This is a genomic window from Phenylobacterium sp., assembly GCF_030645195.1.
In the GTDB taxonomy this organism is placed as follows: Bacteria; Pseudomonadota; Alphaproteobacteria; order Caulobacterales; family Caulobacteraceae; genus Phenylobacterium.
Genome location: NZ_JAUSLW010000126.1, coordinates 1 through 19,893, shown reverse-complemented (window position 1 = coordinate 19,893; position 19,893 = coordinate 1). Strand labels below are relative to the sequence as shown.

Here is a 19,893-nt window from a genome sequence, read left to right as displayed (position 1 = left end):
CTCTACACGGCCTATCGCTACCAGTGGGACCCGATGGCGCTGGGGATCTTCTGCAGCGCGCTGGGGGCGGTGAACATCGTGGTCACCAGCCAGCTCACCGGGCGGGCCGTGACCTGGCTGGGCGAACGCAAGGTGCTGATCCTGGGCCTGAGCGCCCAGACGGTGGGCTATCTGGCCGTGGGCCTGTCGCCGACGGGGTTCTGGTTCTGGATCGCCAACATCCCCATGGCGCTCGCCAACATCGCCGGCCCCGCCCTGCAGGCCATGATGACCGCCAAGGTCCATCCCGACGAGCAGGGGCGGCTGCAGGGGGCCATGATGAGTGTCGGCAGCCTGACGGGCCTGTTTGGTCCCATCGCCTTCACCCAGATCTTCGCGCTGGCCATCGCAGCGGGCCGGGGGCCGGGTTGGTCGGGCCTGACCATCCTGGCCGGGGCGGCGCTCAGCCTGGCAGCCTGGCTGCTGGTGGTGGTCCACGCCCGCGACGTGCCGGCCGAGGCCAAGGCCGCCTGACCCTTGCCAAGCCTGACGAGGCAGCTAGGCTCCGCCTCATGATCGCATTCGAGAAGACGAAGGCCTAGGACGCGCGCGGGGGCTCTCGAGCCCCAGGCGCCGCGGTCCTCGCCACCGGCCCCCCGGCCGGCCCTTCGTCATGCCGGCAGGCGCCGGAACCCTCGAGATCCCCATGCCTCATCCCCGCCGCGCGGCGCTCGCCTTCGTCGCCGTCACCATCTTCCTGGACTATTCCGCCCAATCCATCTCCTTCCCGATCCTGCCCCGGCTGGCGCAGGAGCTGGTGGGGGGCGACCCTGCCACCGCCGCCCGCTGGGTGGGGTTCCTGGAGGTGGGCTGGGCCATCCCGCAGTTCCTGGCCGCGCCCCTGCTGGGGATGCTGTCGGACAGGTTCGGCCGCCGGCCGGTGATCCTGATCTCGGTGTTCGGGGTGGGGGCCGAGCTGGTGATGGGGGCCCTGGCGCCCAGTATCGGCTGGCTGATGGCCGCCCGCATCCTCTGCGGCCTGACCTGCGGGGCCCAGGCCGCCGCCATGGCCTATGTGGCCGACGTCACGCCGCCGGAGGACCGCACGCGAGCCTATGGCTGGATGACCGCGGCCATGTGGAGCGCCATCGTCATGGGGCCGGCCCTGGGCGGGCTGCTGGCGGCCCACGACCTGCGGACGCCGTTCTGGGTGGCGGCGGCCTTCGCGGGGCTGGGCGGGATCTACGGCCTGTTCGTCCTGCCGGAGTCCTTGCCGAAGGCGAAGCGCGCGCCGCTGCGTTGGGCCAAGGCCAACCCGTGGGGCGCCGTGGACCTGCTGGTCCAGCGCAAGGGCTTGCTGGTCCTGGGGGCGGCCCTGCTGCTGATCTGGCTGGCGTTCCAGGCCAAGGACAACCTGCTGGTCCTCTATACGGCCCACCGCTACGGCTGGAGCCCCCTGGACTTCGGGATCTTCTGCAGCGCGCTCGCGGTGGCCAGCATCGCGGTGCAGACCGGGCTGACGGGGCGGGTCGCCAAGGCGCTGGGGGACCGGCGCACGGTGCTGCTGGGCCTGGCCCTGGAGATCGTGGGCTTCGTCGCGGTGGGCCTGGCCCCCACGGGCGCCTGGTTCTGGATCGCCAACCTGCCGATCGTGCTGGGCAGCATGGCGACGCCGGCCCTGCAGTCCCTGATGAGCGCCAGGGTCGGGGACGAGGAGCAGGGGCGGCTGCAGGGCGCCATGGGCTCCATCGTCAGCCTGACCAGCATCACCGCCCCCATCGCCGTGACCCAGGTCTTCGCCGCGACCCTGACCTGGGGCCCGCAGTGGTCGGGCCTGACCATCCTGATCGGTGGGGCCTTGAGTCTCGGCGCCTGGATCCTGGTCCTGGCCTGCGTCCGCCCTGTTCCACCGGAACCAAAGAGTGCTTAAAGCGTCGCCATCAATGCGCCCGAAACCTCGTCAATCTACGGCGACGTTTCCCCGCTCGGAGAGCCCATGCGAGCCTATCGCGTCCTGATCCCCGTCCTGGCCCTAGTGGCCGCCTGTTCCGATCCCTCGGCGAGGTCCAAGGCGCAGATTCCGCCGCTGGCCCAGCCCACCCGGGCCGCGCCCGGCGACTCCATGACCATGAAGATGTCCTTCGCCCCCGTCGTGAAGCGCGCGGCGCCGGCGGTGGTGAACATCTCCTCCAAGCGGCTGGTGCGACAACAGGCCGATCCGTTCTGGCAGATGTTCGGCATGGGGGCGCCGCGCGAGCGCATCGAGGGCTCCCTGGGGTCCGGCGTCATCGTGCGCAGCGACGGGGTGATCATCACCAACAACCACGTGGTGCAGGGGGGCCAGGAGATCACCGTGGCCTTGGCCGACCGCCGCGAGTTTCCCGCCAAGGTCCTGCTGGCCGATCCGCGCACCGATCTTGCGGTGCTGAAGATCGATGTGGGCGCCGAGCGCCTGCCGGTCCTGCCCATCGACGACACCGGCGAGGCCCAGGTGGGCGACCTGGTCCTGGCCATCGGCGACCCCTTCGGCGTCGGCCAGACGGTGACCAATGGCATCATCTCGGCCCTGAATCGCACCGCTGATCCCAATGGGGATGCGGCCAACGCCTATATCCAGACCGACGCGGCGATCAATCCGGGCAATTCCGGCGGCGCCCTGGTGGACATGGACGGCGACCTGATCGGGGTGAACAGCTTCATCCTCTCGCGGTCGGGCACCTCGTCGGGGGTCGGCTTCGCCATCCCGGGCGCGATGGTCAAGCGCATCGTCGAGACCGCGGCCGGCGGCGGCCATGTGGTGGTCCGCCCCTGGCTGGGGGCGCGAACCCAGCCCGTGACCGGCGAGATCGCCCACAGCCTGGGCATGGCCATCCCGTCGGGCGCCCTGGTGGCCGAGGTCTGGCCCGGCGGCCCCGCCGCCCGCGCCGGCCTCAAGCCCGAGGACGTGATCCTGTCGGTGGACGGCAAGCCCGTGGCCGACCCCGCCGGGGTCAGCTACGCCCTGGGCTCCAGCCGCCCGGGGGAGGTGCTGAAGCTCGGCGTCCTGCGGGGCGGCGCCAACCTGACCCTGAACCTCAAGGCCGAGGCGCCGCCGGCGACGCCGGCCCGCGACGAGCAGGCGCTGAGCGGCCGCCACCCCTTCGACGGGGCGACGGTGGTGAACCTGTCGCCGGCGGTGGCCGACGAACTGGGCCTCGATCCCTTCTCCGGCAAGGGGGTGCTGGTGACCAAGATGGGCCGCGGCTTCGCCATGAACGCCGGCCTGCGGCCCGGGGACCTGATCCGCCGCGTCAACGGCCGCGATATCGGCACGGTGCGCGACCTGATGGCCGTGGTGGGCACGGGCGCCGGCCAATGGCAGGTGACCATCGTCCGCGGCGGTCAGGAGATCTCGGCGAACTTCAGGACGTAGAATCTCTCCCTCCCCTTCATGGGGAGGGTGGACGGCGCGAAGCGTCGGACGGGTGGGGGAGTGTGGCCAGTATTCCCCACCCCGATCGCTTCGCGATCTTCCCCTCCCCATGAAGGGGAGGGAGGGTTAGAACCCCTCCCATGGCCGACCTCTTCGAAGCCGCGGGTCTGACGCCGCATGCTCCCTCTCCGCTGGCGGACCGCCTGCGGCCGCAGAAGCTCGACGAGGTGGTGGGGCAGGATCACCTGCTGGGGCCCGAGGGGCCGATCCGGCGGATGGCCGAGGCCAAGCGGCTGTCGTCGATGATCCTCTGGGGCCCACCCGGCACCGGCAAGACCACCATCGCCCGGCTGCTGGCCAAGGAGGCCGGCTACGAGTTCCAGCAGCTCTCGGCGGTGTTCTCCGGGGTCGCCGACCTGAAGAAGGCCTTCGAACAGGCCAAGATGCGGCGCTCGGCGGGGCAATCGACCCTGCTCTTCGTCGACGAGATCCACCGCTTCAACCGCGCCCAGCAGGACGGCTTCCTGCCCTTCGTGGAGGAGGGGATCGTCACCCTGGTGGGGGCCACCACCGAGAATCCGTCCTTCGAGCTGAACGGGGCGCTGCTGTCGCGCTCCCAGGTCTATGTGCTCAAGCGCCTCGACGACGAGGCGCTGAAGATGCTGCTGGAGAAGGCCGAGATCCACGAGGCCCGTGCCCTGCCCCTGGAGCCGGAGGCCCGGGACGCCCTGGTGGCCCTGGCCGACGGGGATGGGCGCTACCTGCTGACCCTGGCCGAGACCCTGCTCAACATCGGCGCGGCCAAGCCGCTCTCCATCAAGGCGCTGGGGGAGATCCTGCAGAAGCGCAGCCCCGCCTACGACAAGGACCGGGAGGAGCACTACAACCTCATCTCGGCCCTGCATAAGTCGATCCGCGGCTCCGATCCGGACGCGTCCCTCTACTGGCTGGCGCGCATGCTGACCGGGGGCGAGGACCCGCTGTTCATCGCGCGCCGACTGATCCGCGCGGCCATGGAGGACATCGGCGAGGCCGACCCCATGTCGCTGGTCCTGGCCAACGCGGCCAAGGACACCTACGACTTCCTGGGCTCGCCGGAGGGCGATCTCGCCCTGGCGCAGCTGGTGGTCCACCTGGCCGCGGCGCCCAAATCCAATGCGGTCTACAAGGCCTTCGGCGCGGCGATGCGCTCGGCCAAGGAGACCGGCTCGCTGATGCCGCCGGCCCATATCCGCAACGCCCCCACCAAGCTGATGAAGGACCTCGGCTACGGCAAGGGCTACGCCTACGACCATGACGCCGAGGAGGGCTTCTCGGGCCAGAACTACTTCCCGGACGGCATGGCGCGGCCGAGCTTCTACCATCCCAAGGACCAGGGCTCGGAGGCGCGCATCAAGGAGCGCCTGGCGCGCTGGGCGGCGATCCGCGCCGAACGGGACGGCAAGTGAGGCCGGCGCCGAAGCGCAAGGCCGAACCCGCGCCGGTGGTCCTGACCCCCGAGGAGATCGCCCTGGTCCGCAGCCTGGTGATCTATGAGGATACGCACATCCTGGCGCTCAACAAACCGGCGGGCCTGTCCAGCCAGGGCGGGCGGGGCCAGGTCCACACCCTGGACGAGATGCTCTGGGCCTTCGCCAAGCCCGGCAAGGCCCGTCCCCGCCTGATCCACCGGCTGGACCGCGACACCTCCGGGGTGATCCTGACGGCCAAGACCAAGCCCGCCGCAGGATTCCTCGGCAAGGCCATGATGGGACGGAAGTTTTCCAAGACCTACCGGGCCATTGTCACCCCCGGCGCCCCCGATCCCACCGGCGGAACCATCGAGGTTCCCCTGCGCCGGGACGAGGCGGGGCGAGAGGCCTTCATGCGGGTCTGCGCCCCCGACCATCCCGACGCCGAGACGGCCCAGACCCGCTATCGCACCCTGGCCGCCAACGACGTCGCGGCCCTGCTGGAGCTGTCGCCGGAGACCGGCCGCATGCACCAGCTTCGCGTCCACCTGGCCTCCATCGGCCGGCCTATCGCCGGGGACGTCCGCTATGGCGGGGCCCTGGCGGTCGCCGGCCATCCCGTGCCTCGGCTGATGCTGCACGCCGGCGCCCTGTCGTTCCCGCATCCGGAGGGCGGGACCAGGCGCATCGAGGCGCCGACCCCGCCGGACATGGCGGCGATCCTGGCGGCCATCGGGTTGGTGGAACGCTAGGCCGCCGGCTGTTGCTGCTGCTGGGCAGGCCGCACGACCGAGGCGTGGGTGAAGCCCGCGACCTCGGCGACCTCAAGGAAACCTTCCGAGGCCAGGCCGTGGATCATCAGGGCCGGGGCTCGGCCGCGCGCCTGGGCGGCGAGGTTGATCATCTGGCTCGCGACCTGGGAATCTCCGCCGCCGAGGTCACCGGCGTCCACCGTCAGGCCCTGGAGCCGCGCGCCGCGAACCGGGCCGATGGCGTCGCGCACCGGCTGGATGCGGGCCAGCACCCCCTTGCAGACCTGACCGACAAGGCCCGTGACCTCCAGCAGGCGGGCCTCGGGCGTGCCGCGGTCGACGTCGATCAGCTCCACCATCATGCCGGACTTCATGCGTTCGGGCGTCAGGCCGGGAACCGAGATCAGGGCCTGGCGGCCCTTGCGGGCCGACATGGTGCGGAAGGAGACCGGCAGGATCAGCGGTGGCTGCGGCCTGTCCGCCGCGCCCGCGAACAGGGCGGCGAAGTCCAGGGACGACCGGTCGATGAAGGCGATGTCGTCGTCCGACAGTTTGCCGAAGGTCCGCGCCGGGATCAGCCGGCCGCTGCCGATATGGGTCACGGTGGCGTCGACGCGCAGGGCGGCGGTCACCTTGTGGCGCAGGCTCACCACCTCCTGCAGGGCGAAGTCGATCCGCAGGTTCTGACCCGAGGCGGTGACGAAGGAGATCGGATTGCGCCGGCGCTCCTCGGCCGGATCGACCCCGGCGTGATAGGCCGAGACAGCGACCACCTCCTCGGGCGGGGCGCGAGGCGCTGCGATGCGGGCGAGATCGATCTCGGAACAGGATAGCTCGTCGCCATGAATGGCGCTGACCGCCCGGATCTTCATGTCGGCGCGGTCGGCGACGCCGAGGAAGAACAGCAGGACCTCCTCGAGGATCTTCAGGCTGACCGCCTGCGCGGCGACGCCTTCCCCAGACGTCATGGCGATCAGGAAGTCGGTCTCGCCGACGCGGTGGCGGATGTCCTGATAGGCCAGGTGCTCGTCGCACTTCTTGCCGACATAGGCCCAGACGGCGTCGCGCTTGCGCGACCAGCGGTCGCCGGAGCGCTGGCGGATGGCCTCGACGCTGATGATGGTGACGCAGCCGCGCTCCACCAGGTCGGTGCCGGCCAGCCGCTCAAGCGCCGCGGCGGCGCCGCCGGCGGTCAGGCGTTCGACACTGTTGGGCTCGCCGGAGGGCACGTTGCGGAGGCCGGGCTCTGGAACTTGGACCGGCATCATGCCGTCCAGCCCTTAACCAGGCGTTGCGCCCCAAGGTTACCGGCGCCTTCTCGACGCGGCGCCCGCGCCGTCGCATAAGGGCGCATGGAAAAACTGCTTCTTGTGGCCGCCGGCGGGGCGGCGGGCGCGGTGGCGCGCTATGGCCTGGGAATCCAGGCGATGCGGCTGTTCGGCCCGGCCTGGCCCTTCGGGACCTTCCTCGCCAACATCCTCGGCGGCCTGCTGATGGGGGTGCTGGCCGGGTTCCTGGCCCACCGAGGCGGGGCCGACCAGGAGAAGCTGCGGCTGCTGCTGGGGGTGGGGGTGCTGGGGGGCTTCACCACCTTCTCGGCCTTCTCCCTGGAGACCGCCCTGATGATCGAGCGGCGGTCCTATGGCGTGGCCGCCTCCTATGCGACAGCCTCGGTGCTGCTCTCCATCACGGCCCTGTTCGCGGGCCTGTTGCTGGCGCGGCGGATGTTCGCGTGAAGGAGGTCCGCACCCTGTTCGTGGACGCCGGCGAGGACGGGGTGCGCCTGGACCGCTGGTTCAAGCGCCGCTGGCCGCACCTGAACCATATCCAGATCCAGAAGCTGACCCGCTCGGGCCAGATCCGCGTCGACGGCGGCCGGGCCAAGCCGGACTCGCGGCTGTCGGCCGGCGCCCAGATCCGCGTGCCGCCGCTGCCCGACGCCCCGGAGCCGGGGACGCGAGACAAGGGCATCGACGCCCGCGAGGCGGCCTTCGCCAAGAGCCTGGTGCTCTATGAGGACGACGAGGTGCTGGTGCTGAACAAGCCCGCGGGCCTGGCGGTCCAGGGGGGCACCAAGACCCACAAGCATGTCGACCGGCTGCTGAGCGCCTGGGGCGAGGGGCTGGAGCGGCCGCGGCTGGTCCACCGCCTGGACCGCGACACCTCCGGCGTCCTGGTGCTGGGCAAGACGCCGGGCGCGGCGGCCAAGCTGGCCGGCGCCTTCGCGCGGCGAAAGGCGCACAAGACCTACTGGGCCATCGTCATCGGCTTCCCCAAGCCCGGGGAGGGGGTTCTCGAACTGCCCCTGGTGAAGAAGGGGGTCGGCGACCGCGAGATGGTGGTGCCCGCCCAGCCCAAGGAGCCGGGCGCCGAGCCCGCCGAGACCGAGTTCGTCACCATCAGCCGGGCCGGACCCCGGGCCGCCTGGATGGCCCTGCGCCCCCACACCGGCCGGACCCATCAGTTGCGGGCCCACATGCTGGCCATGGGCCACCCGATCCTGGGGGACCCCAAGTACAACACGCCAGCCTCCAAGGAGCTCTCCGGGCCGCTGAAGCTGCAGCTCCACGCTCGCCGCCTGAGCCTGCCGCACCCGTCGAGCGGAACCCTGGTGCTGGAGGCACCCCTGAGTCCGGAGATGAAGGAGGGCTTCGCCCGCTTCGGCTTCGACGAGCACGAGGCCGACCCCGAGCCGTTCCGCCGGGGCCGGAAGTAACGCCGAGTCTTGAAGTGGGAACGTAACGGGCACCTGAACCGGTTCCCACTTCAGGCTGTCACGTTCTAGCCGTTCAAGGACCCCATCATCCCGGCGGCGTAGCGGTCGCCGACCGAGATGTCGGCCGGGAAGGCCGCGTCGATCTCGGCGAGGTCGGTGGCGGTGAGCACCACGTCCACGGCCCCGGCGTTGTCCTCCAGATACTTGATGCGCCGCGTGCCGGGGATCGGGACGACGTGCTCGCCCTTGGACATCACCCAGGCGAGCGCCAGCTGCGAGGCGGTGACCCCCTTGGCCTGGGCGAGCGCCTTCACCTTGTCCACGATCGCCAGGTTCCGATTGAAGTTCTCGCCCTGGAAGCGGGGGTTGGAGCGGCGCCAGTCGGCGGCGCCGAAGTCGTCGGGGGTCTTGATCTCGCCGGTGAGGAAGCCGCGGCCCAGGGGACTGTAGGGCACGAAGCCGACGCCGAGCCGCTCGCAGGCCGCCAGGGGGCCGCTCTCCGGATCGCGGGTCCAGAGGGAGTATTCGCTCTGCAGGGCGGTGATCTGATGGACCTTGCAGGCCCGCTCCAGGGTCTCGGCCGAGGTTTCCGACAGGCCGATGTGGCGGACCTTGCCGGACTTCACGAGCTCGGCCATGGCGCCGACGGTCTCCTCGATGGGTGTGTCGCGGTCGACGCGGTGCAGGTAGTAGAGGTCGATGACGTCGGTCTTCAGGCGCTTGAGGCTGGCCTCGCAGGCCGAGCGCACATAGGCCGGGCTGCCGTCCACCCCGGTGGCGTCGCCCTTGCGGACGATGCCGAACTTGGTGGCCAGGAACACCTTGTCCCGGCGGCCGGCGAGGGCGTCGCCCAGCAGCTCCTCGTTCTCATAGGGGCCGTAGATGTCCGCGGTGTCCCAGAAGTTGATCCCCAGCTCCAGGGCGCGGTCCAGGGTGGCCAGGCTCTCGGCCTTGTCGGAGGGCGCGCCATAGACGGCGGTCATGGTCATGCAGCCCAGGCCCATGGCCGAGACGGTCGGGCCCTTGGCCCCCAGTTGACGGGTCTTCATGCGCGTACTCCCTGGATGACGTGACCGATTCAATATCGTGATCACTATATCGCAGCGCGGGTTGGCCGTATCTCTCCGGCCTCGACGCCGCTACAGCCCCTTATCCTTGGGAGACGACCATGACCCATCCCGCCTTGACGTCCGGCCGCGCCGCGGTGGTGGCCGGCGCCGCCAGCGGCATCGGCCTGGCCGCCGCCAAGCGGTTCGCGGCCCTGGGGATGAAGGTCTGCCTGGCCGACCAGAACGCCGAGGCCCTGAAGGTCGCCGTGAAGGCGGTCGCCGCGGTGGCGACCGCGCCCGACCAGGTGTTCGGCGTCCCCACCGACGTCTCCGACGCCGAGGCGGTCAACCGCCTGCGGGACGCCGCCTACGAGCGCTTCGGCGAGGTGGCGGTGCTGATGAACAATGCCGGGGTCGGCGGCGGGGCCGGGGCCTGGGAGCACCCGGACCGCTGGCGGCGGCTGCTGGAGATCAATCTGTGGGGCGTGATCAACGGCCTGCAGGCCTTCACCCAGCTGATGATCGATCAGCAGACCCCCTGCGCCATCGTCAACACCGGTTCCAAGCAGGGGATCACCAATCCGCCCGGCGACGTGGCCTACAACACCAGCAAGGCGGCGGTGAAGGCCCTGACCGAGGGGCTGGCCCACCAGCTGCGCAACGTGGACGGCGGCCAGGTCACCGCCCACCTGCTGATTCCCGGCTTCACCTTCACCGGCATGACGGCGCGGGCCACCGAGAAGCCGCCCGGCGCCTGGAGCGCCGAGCAGGTGGCCGACTTCATGATCGCGGCGATGGGGAAGGGGGACTTCTACATCCTGTGCCCCGACAACGACGTGACCCGCGAGATGGATGAGAAGCGAATCCGCTGGGCCGCGGACGATCTGATCCTCAATCGCCCGGCCCTTTCCCGCTGGCATCCGGACTACAAGGCCGCCTTCGAGACTTTCATGGCGTCGAAGCGCGCGGCAGGCTAAGTCGGGCGAAGACGCCGAACCGTTGCGGCGGCCAAGCTGCCGCTATAGGTTCCGCCGCTCTATTCCCTTGCGCCTTTCGTGCGGAGTTTCCCGACGTGGTTGATGTCTTTGAAGAGGTCGAGGAGCAGCTTCGCTCCGACCGCTACAAGGCGCTTGCGCTGAAAGCCCTGCCCTGGGTCGGCGCCGTCCTGGCCGCCGCCCTGGTGGTGGCGCTCGCGATCTGGGGCTACGAGACCTACCAGACCAAGACCACGTCGAAGGCCTCGGAGCAGTACAGTCAAGCCCTGGACGCCTTCAACGCCGGCCGGGCCGACGAGGCCGACAGGCTGTGGACCGAGGTCGCGAAGTCCGGCTCCAAGGCCTACAAGTCGCTGGCCCTGCAGCATCAGGGCGGCGTGAAGCTGGCCGCCGGCAAGACCGCCGATGCGGTGAAGTATTTCGACCAGGCCGCGGAAGTCTCGCCGAACGACATCATCGGTGACGCCGCCCGCCTCAAATCCGCCTTCGCCTTGCTGGACACGGCTCCTTACAAGGACTTGGAGGCGCGTCTGACGCCGATGCTCAAAGAAGGTCGGCCCTATCGCACCGAGGCGCGCGAAGCCCTGGCGTTCGCCAAGATCATGGCCGGCGACCTGGCCGGCGCGCGCGGCGACTTCGTGGTGATCTCCCTGTTGGCCGACGCCTCCGAAGGCGCGCGGAACCGCGCCAAGGCCGCCATGGATCTGATCGATTCCGGCTCGGCCAAGAGCGTGGCCGCCGCGGCGCGGGCCGCCGCGGCCCTGCCGCCCCAGAGCCTTCTTCAACCGGGGGCCGCCGGCCCTTCCGCCCCGACGCAACAGCCAACCCCGGACGCCCAATGACGTTTCGCAGCCGCACCGGCCTCGCCCTGCTCCTGACGGCCGCGTTGACCGCGAGCGGGTGCTCGACGGTCAGCCGCCTGAATCCCTTCCCCAAGAAGGAAGCCCCTGGCGAGGTCGCCAGCGAGGGCGAACGCATCGCCATCATCGCCTTCGACCAGAAGGTGGAGGCCGCCGAGGCCCTGAAGGGCGCGGACTTCTTCCTGCCCGACCCTGTCGCGGTGACCCAGTGGTCCCTGCCGGGCGGCACGCTGGAGAACTCGGTCGAGCATGTCGCCGCCGGCGGCGACCTGTCGATCGCCTGGAAGCGCGGTTTCGGCAAGGGCTCCGACCGCGGGGCCCATGTCACCGCCCCCCCGGTGGCCGCCAACGGCAAGATCTTCGTGATGGACGGCGAGGCCACGGTCTCCGCCCACGACGCCCAGTCGGGCGCCGAGGTCTGGAAGGTCGATCTGCGTCCCGAAGGCAAGCGTGACAAGGAAGCCTTCGGCGGCGGCGTCGCCATCGCCGACGGCAAGCTCTATGTCGCCTCGGGCTATCGGTTCGTCGCCCAGCTGAACGCCGACACCGGCGCCGTCGGCTGGAAGGTGAAGACCGAACAGCCGATCCACGCCGCCCCCACCGTCTCCGGCGGTCGCCTGTTCGTGGTGGCGGTGGACAACACCCTGCTGACCTACGACACCGCCAACGGGACCCCCAGCTGGACCTATCAGGCCCTGTCGGAGTCCTCGCGCATCCTGGGGGCCTCGAGCCCCGCGGTGTCCGGCGACACGCTGGTGGCGTCCTTCGGCTCGGGTGAGCTGGTGGCCCTGCGCGCCGCCAACGGCAACGACCTCTGGAACGAGGCCCTGTCGCGGGCCAGCCGCAACAACGCGCTCTCAGAGATTCGCGACATTCCCGGCCGGCCGGTCATCTATCAGGGCGACGTCTTCGCGGTCAGCCATTCGGGGGTCTTCGCCGCCACCGACCTTCGCACCGGCCAGGCGCGCTGGACCCTGCCGATCACCGGCATCACCACCCCCTGGCCCGCCGGGGACGTGGTCTATGTGGTGGACAAGACCGGCCAGGTGATCTGCGTGGCCCGCGAGAGCGGCCAGATCTACTGGATCCGCGATCTGAGCGTGGGCCGCGGCAAGGCCAAGGGCGGCATGATGGGGCTGAGCCTGGGACGCAAGAAGTACGTCTCCAAGCCGGTCTGGTCGAGCCCGCTGCTGGCTTCCGGCAAGATCATCACCGTGTCCAACCAGGGCGAACTGGTGGCGCTCAACGCCAAGACCGGCGCGGTGGAAAAGACCATGAACCTCGGTTCCAGCGTGCTGCTGGGCCCGATCGCCGTCAACGGCGCCATCTATATCGCGACCGATGAGGCTCAACTCATCGCGCTGCGCTAGAAGCAAGAGAAGACCAGGACCCCATGCCGCTCAGGCTTGCGATCGTAGGGCGTCCGAACGTCGGCAAATCGACCCTGTTCAATCGGCTGGCGGGCAAGAAGCTCGCCATCGTCGATGACCGGCCGGGCGTCACCCGCGACCGGCGCTTCGGCGTCGGCACGATCGGCGACATCGATCTGGAGCTGATCGACACCGCCGGATTCGAGGACGTCACCGACGAGAGCCTGGAGGCGCGGATGCGCGCCCAGACGGAGCTGGCCATCGACGAGGCCGACGTGGCCCTGTTCGTCGTGGACTCCCGCGACGGCATCACCCCGATGGACCGGGTGTTCGGCGAGATCCTGCGCCGCCGCGACAAGCCGGTGATCCTGCTGGCCAACAAGGCCGAGGGCAAACGCGGCGACGCCGGCATCAACGACGCCTTCAGCCTTGGGCTCGGGGAACCGATCCCCATCTCCGCCGAGCACGGCGAAGGCATGGCCGACCTCTACCAGGCGATCGCGCCCTATTCGGTCGAGCACGAGTTCGAGGATGGCGAGGCCGTCGAGAAGCCGGTGCAGATCGCCATCGTCGGGCGTCCCAACGCCGGCAAGTCGACCCTGGTGAACAAGCTGATCGGCGAGGATCGCCTGCTGACCGGCCCCGAGGCCGGCATCACCCGCGACGCCATCCCCGTGGACTGGACCTGGGACGACCGGGCCATTCGCCTGGTGGACACCGCTGGCCTGCGCCGCAAGGCTCGGGTCGAGGAGAAGCTGGAGAAGCTGTCGGGCCAGGACTCTATCCGCGCCATCACCTATGCCGAGGTGGTGATCCTGGTGATGGACGCCACCCACCCCTTCGAGGTCCAGGACCTGCAGATCGCCGACCTTGTCGAGCGTGAGGGCCGGGGCCTGGTCTTCTGCCTGGCCAAGTGGGACCTGGTGGAGGATCAGCGCGCGACCCTGGCCATGTTCAACGAGGAGGCTGCCCGCCTGCTGCCGCAGCTGCGCGGGACGCCGGTGGTGGCGCTGTCGGCCGAGACCGGTCGCGGCCTCGACAAGCTGATGCCCGCGGTCTTCAAGGTGCACGGCGACTGGTCCACCAAGGTCAAGACCCGGGACCTGAACGACTGGCTCTCCATGGCCACCCAGCGCCACCCGCCCCCCTCAGTGGGCGGTCGCCGGATCAAGCCGAAATACATGGCCCAGACCAAGGCCCGGCCGCCGACCTTCGTGCTGTTCGCCAGCCGGGCCGACCAGCTGCCGGACCACTATCGCCGCTACCTGATCAACTCGCTGCGGGAGAGCTTCGACCTGCCGGGCGTGCCCATGCGGCTGACGGTGAAGTCCAACAAGAACCCCTTCGCCGAGGGCGAGGCCAAGAGCGGTCCGGCCGCGGGCTTCGCGGCCAAGGCGGCCAGCAAGGCGGCCTCAGGCCCCTCGACGGGCTTGCGCGCCAAGACCAAGGCGGCGGCCTCGGCCAAGGCCAAGGCGGGGGCTGCGGCCAAGCCGAAGCGGACCTATGTCGCCAAGCCCAAGCAGGTAGGCAATCCCAAGGGGCGGACCCAGAAGCTGGCCCGCCCGGGGGTCAAGCCGAAGCGGGCGAGCCGGACGTCCGCTTCCAGTCCGAAAACAAAACGCTAGATTTCGGCAGGCCCAGGTCCGCCTGGGCCAGTTCCACGATCATCGGCCCGATTTCCGAGGGCTCGGGCAGGGTCATGGGATCCTCGCCCGGCATGGCCTCGGCGCGCATCTTGGTGCGCATGACGCCGGGATCCACCAGGGCGGCGCGGATGGTGGTGTTCTCCAGCTCGTCGGCCCAGGTCTGCACCAGGTGCTCCATGGCCGCCTTGGAGACGCCGTAGACGCCCCAGAAGGCCTTGGGCCGCTGTACGCGACCGGTGGTCAGGAAAATGGCGCGACCGGCGTCGGAGGCCCGCAGCAGGCGCTCGGTGGTGCGGATCAGCCGGTAGGTGGCCGTCAGGTTGGTGGCCATCACCTTGTCCCACAGGGCCGGATCGATATGGCTGACCGGGGTGATGGCGCCCAGGATGGCGGCGGCGTGGACCAGGATATCCAGGCGCCCGTGGCGCTCGTGGATGGCCAGGCCCAGCTGATCCAGGCCCTCGACCTGGGAGATGTCCATGGGGACCAGGGTGGCGGGCTGGCCGGTGGCGGCGCGGATCTCGTCGTCGAGCTCCTCCAGGCCGCCGGTGGTGCGGGCCACGGCGATGACGTGGGCGCCGGCCTTGGCGAGCGCGAGCGCGCTGGCGCGGCCGATGCCGCGGGAGGCGCCGGTGACGAGGGCGATCTTGCCGGCGAGGGGGAGATTCTGGTCAGTCATGGCGGGGCTTCTAGCTGGTCTGGGCGTCGCTGTCCGCCCGCTTTGCATAGGCGCCGGCGATCACCGCGCAGGCCATCAGCTGGATCTGGTGGAAGATCATGATCGGCAGCAGGATCAGGCCGAGCGTCGCGCCGGGGAACAGCACCCCGGCCATGGGCACGCCGCTGGCCAAGCTCTTCTTGGAGCCGCAGAAGACGATGGTGATCTCGTCCTCCTTGTTGAACCGCAAGGCGCGCGCCGCGAACAGGGTGGCCAGCAGGACGGCGGCCAGCAGGACGACGCAGAGGATCAGCAGGCGCACCAGGTCCAGCGCGCCGACCTTGGTCCAGATGCCCTGCACCACGGCCTCGGAAAAGGCCGAATAGACCACCAGCAGGATGGAGCCGCGGTCGACATAGCCCACCGCCTTGGCCCGCGCGCTGATCCAGGGGCCGACCCAGGGGCGCAGCACCTGGCCGGCGATGAAGGGCAACAGCAGTTGCAGGACAATCGACTGCGCCGAGTGCAGGGAAAATCCGCCCTGGGTGTGCATCAGCATCGCCGCCAGCAGGGGCGTGAGCGCGATCCCCAGCAGGTTCGACGCCGTGGCCGAGGCGACGGTGGCCGCAACATTGCCCCGGGCCACGGCGGTGAAGCCGATGGAGGACTGGATGGTCGACGGCAGGCAGCCGAGGAAGATCAGGCCTGGCGCCAGGGCCGCGGGCGTGAGGGCGCCGGGCAGGGCGGCCAGGCCCAGGCAGAGCACGGGGAAGAGCACGAAGGTGGCGGCCAGGATCAGCAGGTGCAGTCGCCAGTGGGTGACGCCCTTGATCACCGCCTCCCGCGACAGCTTGGCGCCGTGCAGGAAGAAGACGAGCGCGATGGCGATCTTGGTGGCCAGGCCGAAGGCTGGGGCCGCCGCGCCGCGGGCGGGCAGGATCGAGGCCAGCACCACCATGCTGACGATCAGGATGATGTACCAGTCGGGCTTCAGGCGGCTGAGAAGTCCCGCCACCCTAGATGCTCCCCCATTGGGGGAGCTGGCGCGTAGCGCCTGAGGGGGACTTTGACTCTCGTTTGTGGGCGTCAGCCCCCTCCGTCACGCGTCTGCCGACGCGCGCCACCTCCCCCAATCCGCGCTGCGCGCTGGGGGAGGATCTGAGTCTTGGACTCACGCGTCGACCAGGAACGACAGCTGGCGTTCGGCCGTCTCGTTGCGGCCCTCGGCGATCTCGCGGTCCAGCAGGCGGGTCGGGTAGTCGCCGGTGAAGTAGTGGTCGGTGAACTGCGGCTCGTTGGGATCGCGCGGGGCCGATTCCATGGCCCAGTAGAGGCCGTCGATGGACAGATAGCCCATGGAGTCGACCTCCAGGATCTTGGCGATCTCGTCGACCGTATGGTTGGCGGCCAGCAGCTTGTCGCGGTCGGGCATGTCGATGCCGTAGTAGTCGGGCCACATGATCGGCGGCGAGGCCGAGCGCAGGTGGACCTCGGCGGCGCCGGCCTCGCGGACCATGCGGGCGACGCGGACGGAGTTGGTGCCGCGGACGATGGAGTCGTCGATCAGCATTACCCGCTTGCCGGCCAGGACCGAGCGGTTGGGCGAGAGCTTCATGCGCACGCCGTTCTCGCGGGCGCCCTGGGTCGGCTGGATGAAGGTGCGGCCCACATAGTGGTTGCGGATGATCCCCATCTCGAAGGGCACGCCGGTTTCCTGGGCGTAGCCGAGGGCGGCGGGGACGCCGGAGTCGGGGACGGGGACGATGACGTCCACCGGCACGTGGCTCTCCATGGCCAGCTTGCGGCCCATGCGCTTGCGCACTTCGTAGACCGAGCGGCCGTTCACGACGGAGTCGGGGCGGGCGAAATAGACGTATTCGAAGATGCAGGGGCGGGCCTTGGCCGCCGGGAACGGGCGCAGGGATTCGATGCCGTCCTCGTCGATGACCACCATCTCGCCGTGCTCGATGTCGCGGACGAAGCTGGCGCCGATCATGTCTAGGGCGCAGGTCTCGGACGCCAGGACCGGCTTGCCGTCCAGGTCGCCGAGGACCAGGGGGCGGATGCCGAGGGGGTCGCGCACGCCGATCAGCTTCTTGTTGGAGAGCGCCACCAGGGCGTAGCCGCCCTCGATCCGCGACAGGGCGTCGATGAACTTGTCCACCAGGCGCGCGCGCCGCGAGCGGGCGATGAGGTGAAGGATGACCTCGGAGTCCGAGGTGGACTGGAAGATCGCGCCCTCGGCCACCAGCTGCTGGCGCAGGGTCAGGAAGTTGGTGAGGTTGCCGTTGTGGGCGATGGCCAGGCCGCCGGCCTCGAGATCGGCGAACATCGGCTGGACGTTGCGGATGAAGCTGCCGCCGGAGGTGGAGTAGCGGGTGTGGCCGATGGCGGAGACGCCGGGCAGGCGATCCATGAGGTCGCCGCCGGCGAAGGCGTCGCCGACATGGCCCATGTGGCGCTCGGTATGGAAGCCCTGGCCGTCGAAGCTGGCGATGCCGCAGGCTTCCTGACCGCGGTGCTGCAGGGCGTGCAGCCCCAGCGCCGTGATGGCCGAGGCGCCCTCGGTGTCGAAGACGCCAAACACGCCGCACTCCAGGCGGGGCGTGTCGTCATCCGGATCGCGGGGAGCCTGTCGCCATCGATCCGAAGTCTGGCTCATCGGGATTTCTCCACTAGATCGTCGATACTGCCGCGATCGCGGGCGTCATAGCCGCGACCGTCGCCAGAGTCACGCGGGGCCTTCGCCGAACCGTCACGAACCGCCTCGGAAACCGCCGGCTTGAGCTTGTTGGCCATGTCCAGGCCGCGCGGCGCGAAGGCCTTCAGCAGCTGACCGGCCGCCGTGGTCATCGGATAGAAGACCGCGCCGGTCATCCATTTGGGCCGAAGCTCCGGCGGGGTGGCGGCGTTGAAGGCCAGGTTGAAGGCTCCCAGCACCACGAAGGCGCGGATCAGCCCAAAGCCGAGGCCGACGGTCCGGTCCAGCAGGCCCAGGATCTCAGTTTCCTGGATGCGCCGCGCAAGGCCTGCGCCTGTAAGTCGCAGGGCGCCATAGACCAGGACGAAGGTGGCCACGATGGCGCCGGCCATGCCGGCCCAGTCCGGATCGACCATGGCCCGCCCCATGGGGCCGGTGAACCGCAGGCCCGCCACCGCGACGATGGCGGCGATCAGGAAGGACAGCACCGCCACCATCTCGCGGGCCGCGCCCTGATAGAATCCGATCCCCGCCGAGGTCAGCAGGATGGACAGCACGACGATGTCGAACCAGGGCAAGCTGTCTAATCCCAATCGCCGTCGCCGATGCGGCGGATGGCGTCGCCCAGGCGGGCCACACCGGTCATCTTCAGGGGGCCGCCATCGACGTCGGCGGGTCCGAAAGCCCTTTTAAATCCGAGCTTCGCGGCTTCTTTCAGACGTGAATCCATCCGGCTGACGGGGCGAACGTCCCCCGACAGGCTGACCTCCCCGAACACCACGCAGTCCTGGGGCAGGGCGACGTCCAGGGCCGAGGAGGCGAGCGCCGCCGCCGCCGCCAGATCGGCCGCCGGCTCGCTGATGCGCAGGCCGCCGGCCACGTTGAGATAGACGTCGCGGTTGCCGAGGCCCAGGCCGCAGCGCGCCTCCAGCACCGCCAGCACCATGGCCAGCCGGCCGGTGTCCCAGCCCACCACCGCGCGTCGGGGCGTGCCATAGGCCGAGGGGGCCACCAGGGCCTGGAACTCCACCAGGACGGGTCGCGAGCCCTCGATGCCGGCGAAGACCGCGGCGCCGGCCGCCCGCTCGCCGGAGGTGTCGAGGAACAAGGCCGAGGGGTTCTTCACCTCCGCCAGGCCGGCGTCGCCCATCTCGAAGACCCCGATCTCGTCGGTGGCCCCGAAGCGGTTCTTGACCCCGCGCAGGATGCGGAACGGGTAGCCACGCTCGCCCTCGAAGGCGAGGACGGCGTCCACCATGTGCTCGATCACCCGGGGCCCGGCGATGGTCCCCTCCTTGGTGACGTGGCCCACGAGGATGATGGCCACGCCCTGCTTCTTGGCCAGGCGCACCAGCTCGCCGGTGGCGGCGCGGACCTGGGTGACGGAGCCGGGGCCTGCCTCGTGGGCGTCGCTCCACAGGGTCTGGATGGAGTCGATCACCACCAGATCGAACTTCTCGCGCTTCAGGCCCTCGACGATGTCGCGCAGGGAGGTCTCGGCGGCCAGGCGGACCGGGGCGTCGGCCAGGCCCATGCGCTGGGCGCGGCTGCGGACCTGCTCCACGGCCTCCTCGCCGGAGATGTAGGCGCAGTTGGCCCCGCGTCGGGCGGCGAAGGCGGCCACCTGCAGCAGCAGGGTGGATTTGCCCACCCCGGGGTCGCCCCCCACCAGGATGGCCGAGCCGGGCACCACGCCGCCGCCGCAGACGCGGTCGAACTCCGCCACCCCGGTCAGGATGCGGGGCGGGGCGGGTGTGTGTTCCTGCAGTCCCTGGAAGGGCAGGCCCTTGCCGCGCGCGCTGGCCCGGCTGGGGGCGAGAGCCCCGGGCGGCCGGCTCTGGACCTCCTCCACCAGCGAATTCCACGCCAGGCAGGCCGGGCACTGGCCCGCCCACTTGGACTGGGTCGCGCCGCAGGTCTGGCAGACATAGACGGCGCCGTCGCGGGCCATGGGGTCTCCTGATTCGGGGTCGGGGCAGGTTAGCCCGAAACCTCGCGCAGGGGCGGGGGATCGGCGGCGTTCGGGTACATATAGGGAACAAACCCCGCTCCGGGAAGGCGGTCGTGACCGTGCGCGACGTCCCGGCCCTAGGCGGCCTGGGCGAGCCGCGCGGTCCAGACCCGGAGGTTCACGCCCCTCAGCAGCAGCCACAGGCAGAGGGTGGATTCGCCGACCAGGGCCGGCAGCAGGATGGCCGGGGTGATCTGGGCCGCGAAGCCCGGGGCGAACAGCTGGGCGAAGGACGCGACCAGGTAGCTGAGGCCGGCGGCCTGCATCAGCAGGCCCACGAGCCGGGGCAGGTA

At 70.2% G+C, this 19,893-nt stretch carries 19 protein-coding genes; 11 read left to right on the top strand and 8 right to left on the bottom strand.

The features are described 5' to 3' along the window. The 5 genes from Q7T09_RS10845 to Q7T09_RS10825 form a co-directional block, all read left to right on the top strand. Positions 1-513, top strand: a 513-nt coding sequence (locus Q7T09_RS10845; protein ID WP_370689232.1) for an MFS transporter, incomplete at its 5' end; no start/stop codon positions are given. A 172-nt stretch (positions 514-685) separates the two neighbouring features. Then, entirely contained in the window at positions 686-1,909 is a 1,224-nt protein-coding gene (locus tag Q7T09_RS10840) for an MFS transporter (RefSeq protein ID WP_304699614.1), read from the top strand. Positions 1,910-1,975: 66 nt separating this feature from the next. Further along, positions 1,976-3,391, top strand: coding sequence for a Do family serine endopeptidase (locus Q7T09_RS10835; protein WP_304699613.1), 1,416 nt, complete (start codon positions 1,976-1,978; stop codon positions 3,389-3,391). 140 nt (positions 3,392-3,531) lie between these two features. Next, a complete protein-coding gene (locus tag Q7T09_RS10830; RefSeq protein ID WP_304699612.1) occupies positions 3,532-4,839 on the top strand; it encodes a replication-associated recombination protein A in 1,308 nt (435 codons plus the stop codon). Further along, entirely contained in the window at positions 4,836-5,594 is a 759-nt protein-coding gene (locus Q7T09_RS10825; protein ID WP_304699611.1) for an RluA family pseudouridine synthase, read from the top strand. Before Q7T09_RS10830 ends, Q7T09_RS10825 begins: the two co-directional genes overlap by 4 nt. Here Q7T09_RS10825 and Q7T09_RS10820 read toward each other — a convergent pair. Next, complete coding sequence (locus tag Q7T09_RS10820; protein ID WP_304699610.1) at positions 5,591-6,859, bottom strand: hypothetical protein; 1,269 nt, start codon at positions 6,857-6,859, stop codon at positions 5,591-5,593. The genes Q7T09_RS10825 and Q7T09_RS10820 overlap by 4 nt on opposite strands. A gap of 87 nt (positions 6,860-6,946) precedes the next feature. On the opposite strand from Q7T09_RS10820, the gene crcB reads away from it, so the two are divergent. Continuing rightward, a complete protein-coding gene (gene crcB, locus Q7T09_RS10815) occupies positions 6,947-7,330 on the top strand; it encodes a fluoride efflux transporter CrcB (protein WP_304699609.1) in 384 nt (127 codons plus the stop codon). Next, positions 7,327-8,310: an RluA family pseudouridine synthase gene (locus tag Q7T09_RS10810; protein WP_304699608.1), complete on the top strand. Its 984-nt coding sequence runs from the start codon at positions 7,327-7,329 to the stop codon at positions 8,308-8,310. Before crcB ends, Q7T09_RS10810 begins: the two co-directional genes overlap by 4 nt. A 65-nt stretch (positions 8,311-8,375) precedes the next feature. Here Q7T09_RS10810 and Q7T09_RS10805 read toward each other — a convergent pair whose 3' ends face one another. Continuing rightward, the gene (locus Q7T09_RS10805; RefSeq protein ID WP_304699607.1) at positions 8,376-9,359 is read right to left on the bottom strand and encodes an aldo/keto reductase; all 984 of its coding nucleotides are present in this window, start codon (positions 9,357-9,359) and stop codon (positions 8,376-8,378) included. A 119-nt stretch (positions 9,360-9,478) separates the two neighbouring features. On the opposite strand from Q7T09_RS10805, the gene Q7T09_RS10800 reads away from it, so the two are divergent. From Q7T09_RS10800 to der, 4 genes are all read left to right on the top strand, one after another. Beyond that, entirely contained in the window at positions 9,479-10,336 is an 858-nt protein-coding gene (locus tag Q7T09_RS10800; RefSeq protein WP_304699606.1) for an SDR family NAD(P)-dependent oxidoreductase, read from the top strand. A gap of 95 nt (positions 10,337-10,431) precedes the next feature. Beyond that, positions 10,432-11,196, top strand: a complete 765-nt coding sequence (locus tag Q7T09_RS10795; RefSeq protein WP_304699605.1) for a tetratricopeptide repeat protein — start codon at positions 10,432-10,434, stop codon at positions 11,194-11,196. Then, a complete protein-coding gene (locus Q7T09_RS10790; protein WP_304699604.1) occupies positions 11,193-12,584 on the top strand; it encodes a PQQ-like beta-propeller repeat protein in 1,392 nt (463 codons plus the stop codon). Before Q7T09_RS10795 ends, Q7T09_RS10790 begins: the two co-directional genes overlap by 4 nt. Before the next feature lie 23 nt (positions 12,585-12,607). Beyond that, positions 12,608-14,209, top strand: coding sequence for a ribosome biogenesis GTPase Der (gene der / locus Q7T09_RS10785; protein WP_304699603.1), 1,602 nt, complete (start codon positions 12,608-12,610; stop codon positions 14,207-14,209). On the opposite strand, the gene Q7T09_RS10780 is transcribed toward der, so the two are convergent. From Q7T09_RS10780 to Q7T09_RS10755, 6 genes are all read right to left on the bottom strand, one after another. Continuing rightward, a complete protein-coding gene (locus Q7T09_RS10780) occupies positions 14,154-14,909 on the bottom strand; it encodes an SDR family NAD(P)-dependent oxidoreductase (protein WP_304699602.1) in 756 nt (251 codons plus the stop codon). The two genes, der and Q7T09_RS10780, sit on opposite strands and share 56 nt — an antisense overlap. A gap of 10 nt (positions 14,910-14,919) precedes the next feature. Continuing rightward, a complete protein-coding gene (locus Q7T09_RS10775) occupies positions 14,920-15,903 on the bottom strand; it encodes a bile acid:sodium symporter family protein (RefSeq protein ID WP_304699601.1) in 984 nt (327 codons plus the stop codon). A 156-nt stretch (positions 15,904-16,059) separates the two neighbouring features. Beyond that, a complete protein-coding gene (gene purF, locus Q7T09_RS10770; protein ID WP_304699600.1) occupies positions 16,060-17,550 on the bottom strand; it encodes an amidophosphoribosyltransferase in 1,491 nt (496 codons plus the stop codon). Further along, on the bottom strand, positions 17,547-18,167 hold the full coding sequence (locus Q7T09_RS10765; RefSeq protein WP_304699599.1) for a CvpA family protein: 621 nt from the start codon (positions 18,165-18,167) through the stop codon (positions 17,547-17,549). Before Q7T09_RS10765 ends, purF begins: the two co-directional genes overlap by 4 nt. A 5-nt stretch (positions 18,168-18,172) precedes the next feature. Then, positions 18,173-19,540 (bottom strand): DNA repair protein RadA, encoded by a 1,368-nt coding sequence (gene radA / locus Q7T09_RS10760; protein ID WP_304699598.1) that lies wholly within the window; start codon positions 19,538-19,540, stop codon positions 18,173-18,175. 137 nt (positions 19,541-19,677) lie between these two features. Then, a partial coding sequence (locus tag Q7T09_RS10755) for a DUF4386 family protein (RefSeq protein WP_304699597.1) occupies positions 19,678-19,893 on the bottom strand: 216 nt, incomplete at its 5' end.

What these genes read in the sequence shown, in the direction of transcription:
- Q7T09_RS10835 (WP_304699613.1), top strand. Translation starts at nt 1,976, where the DNA reads ATGCGAGCCTATCGCGTCCTGATCCCCGTCCTGGCCCTAGTGGCCGCC.
- Q7T09_RS10790 (WP_304699604.1), top strand. Translation starts at nt 11,193, where the DNA reads ATGACGTTTCGCAGCCGCACCGGCCTCGCCCTGCTCCTGACGGCCGCG.
- Q7T09_RS10840 (WP_304699614.1), top strand. Translation starts at nt 686, where the DNA reads ATGCCTCATCCCCGCCGCGCGGCGCTCGCCTTCGTCGCCGTCACCATC.
- purF (WP_304699600.1), bottom strand. Translation starts at nt 17,550, where the DNA reads ATGAGCCAGACTTCGGATCGATGGCGACAGGCTCCCCGCGATCCGGAT.
- der (WP_304699603.1), top strand. Translation starts at nt 12,608, where the DNA reads ATGCCGCTCAGGCTTGCGATCGTAGGGCGTCCGAACGTCGGCAAATCG.
- Q7T09_RS10830 (WP_304699612.1), top strand. Translation starts at nt 3,532, where the DNA reads ATGGCCGACCTCTTCGAAGCCGCGGGTCTGACGCCGCATGCTCCCTCT.
- Q7T09_RS10780 (WP_304699602.1), bottom strand. Translation starts at nt 14,909, where the DNA reads ATGACTGACCAGAATCTCCCCCTCGCCGGCAAGATCGCCCTCGTCACC.
- radA (WP_304699598.1), bottom strand. Translation starts at nt 19,540, where the DNA reads ATGGCCCGCGACGGCGCCGTCTATGTCTGCCAGACCTGCGGCGCGACC.
- crcB (WP_304699609.1), top strand. Translation starts at nt 6,947, where the DNA reads ATGGAAAAACTGCTTCTTGTGGCCGCCGGCGGGGCGGCGGGCGCGGTG.
- Q7T09_RS10805 (WP_304699607.1), bottom strand. Translation starts at nt 9,359, where the DNA reads ATGAAGACCCGTCAACTGGGGGCCAAGGGCCCGACCGTCTCGGCCATG.
- Q7T09_RS10800 (WP_304699606.1), top strand. Translation starts at nt 9,479, where the DNA reads ATGACCCATCCCGCCTTGACGTCCGGCCGCGCCGCGGTGGTGGCCGGC.
- Q7T09_RS10820 (WP_304699610.1), bottom strand. Translation starts at nt 6,859, where the DNA reads ATGCCGGTCCAAGTTCCAGAGCCCGGCCTCCGCAACGTGCCCTCCGGC.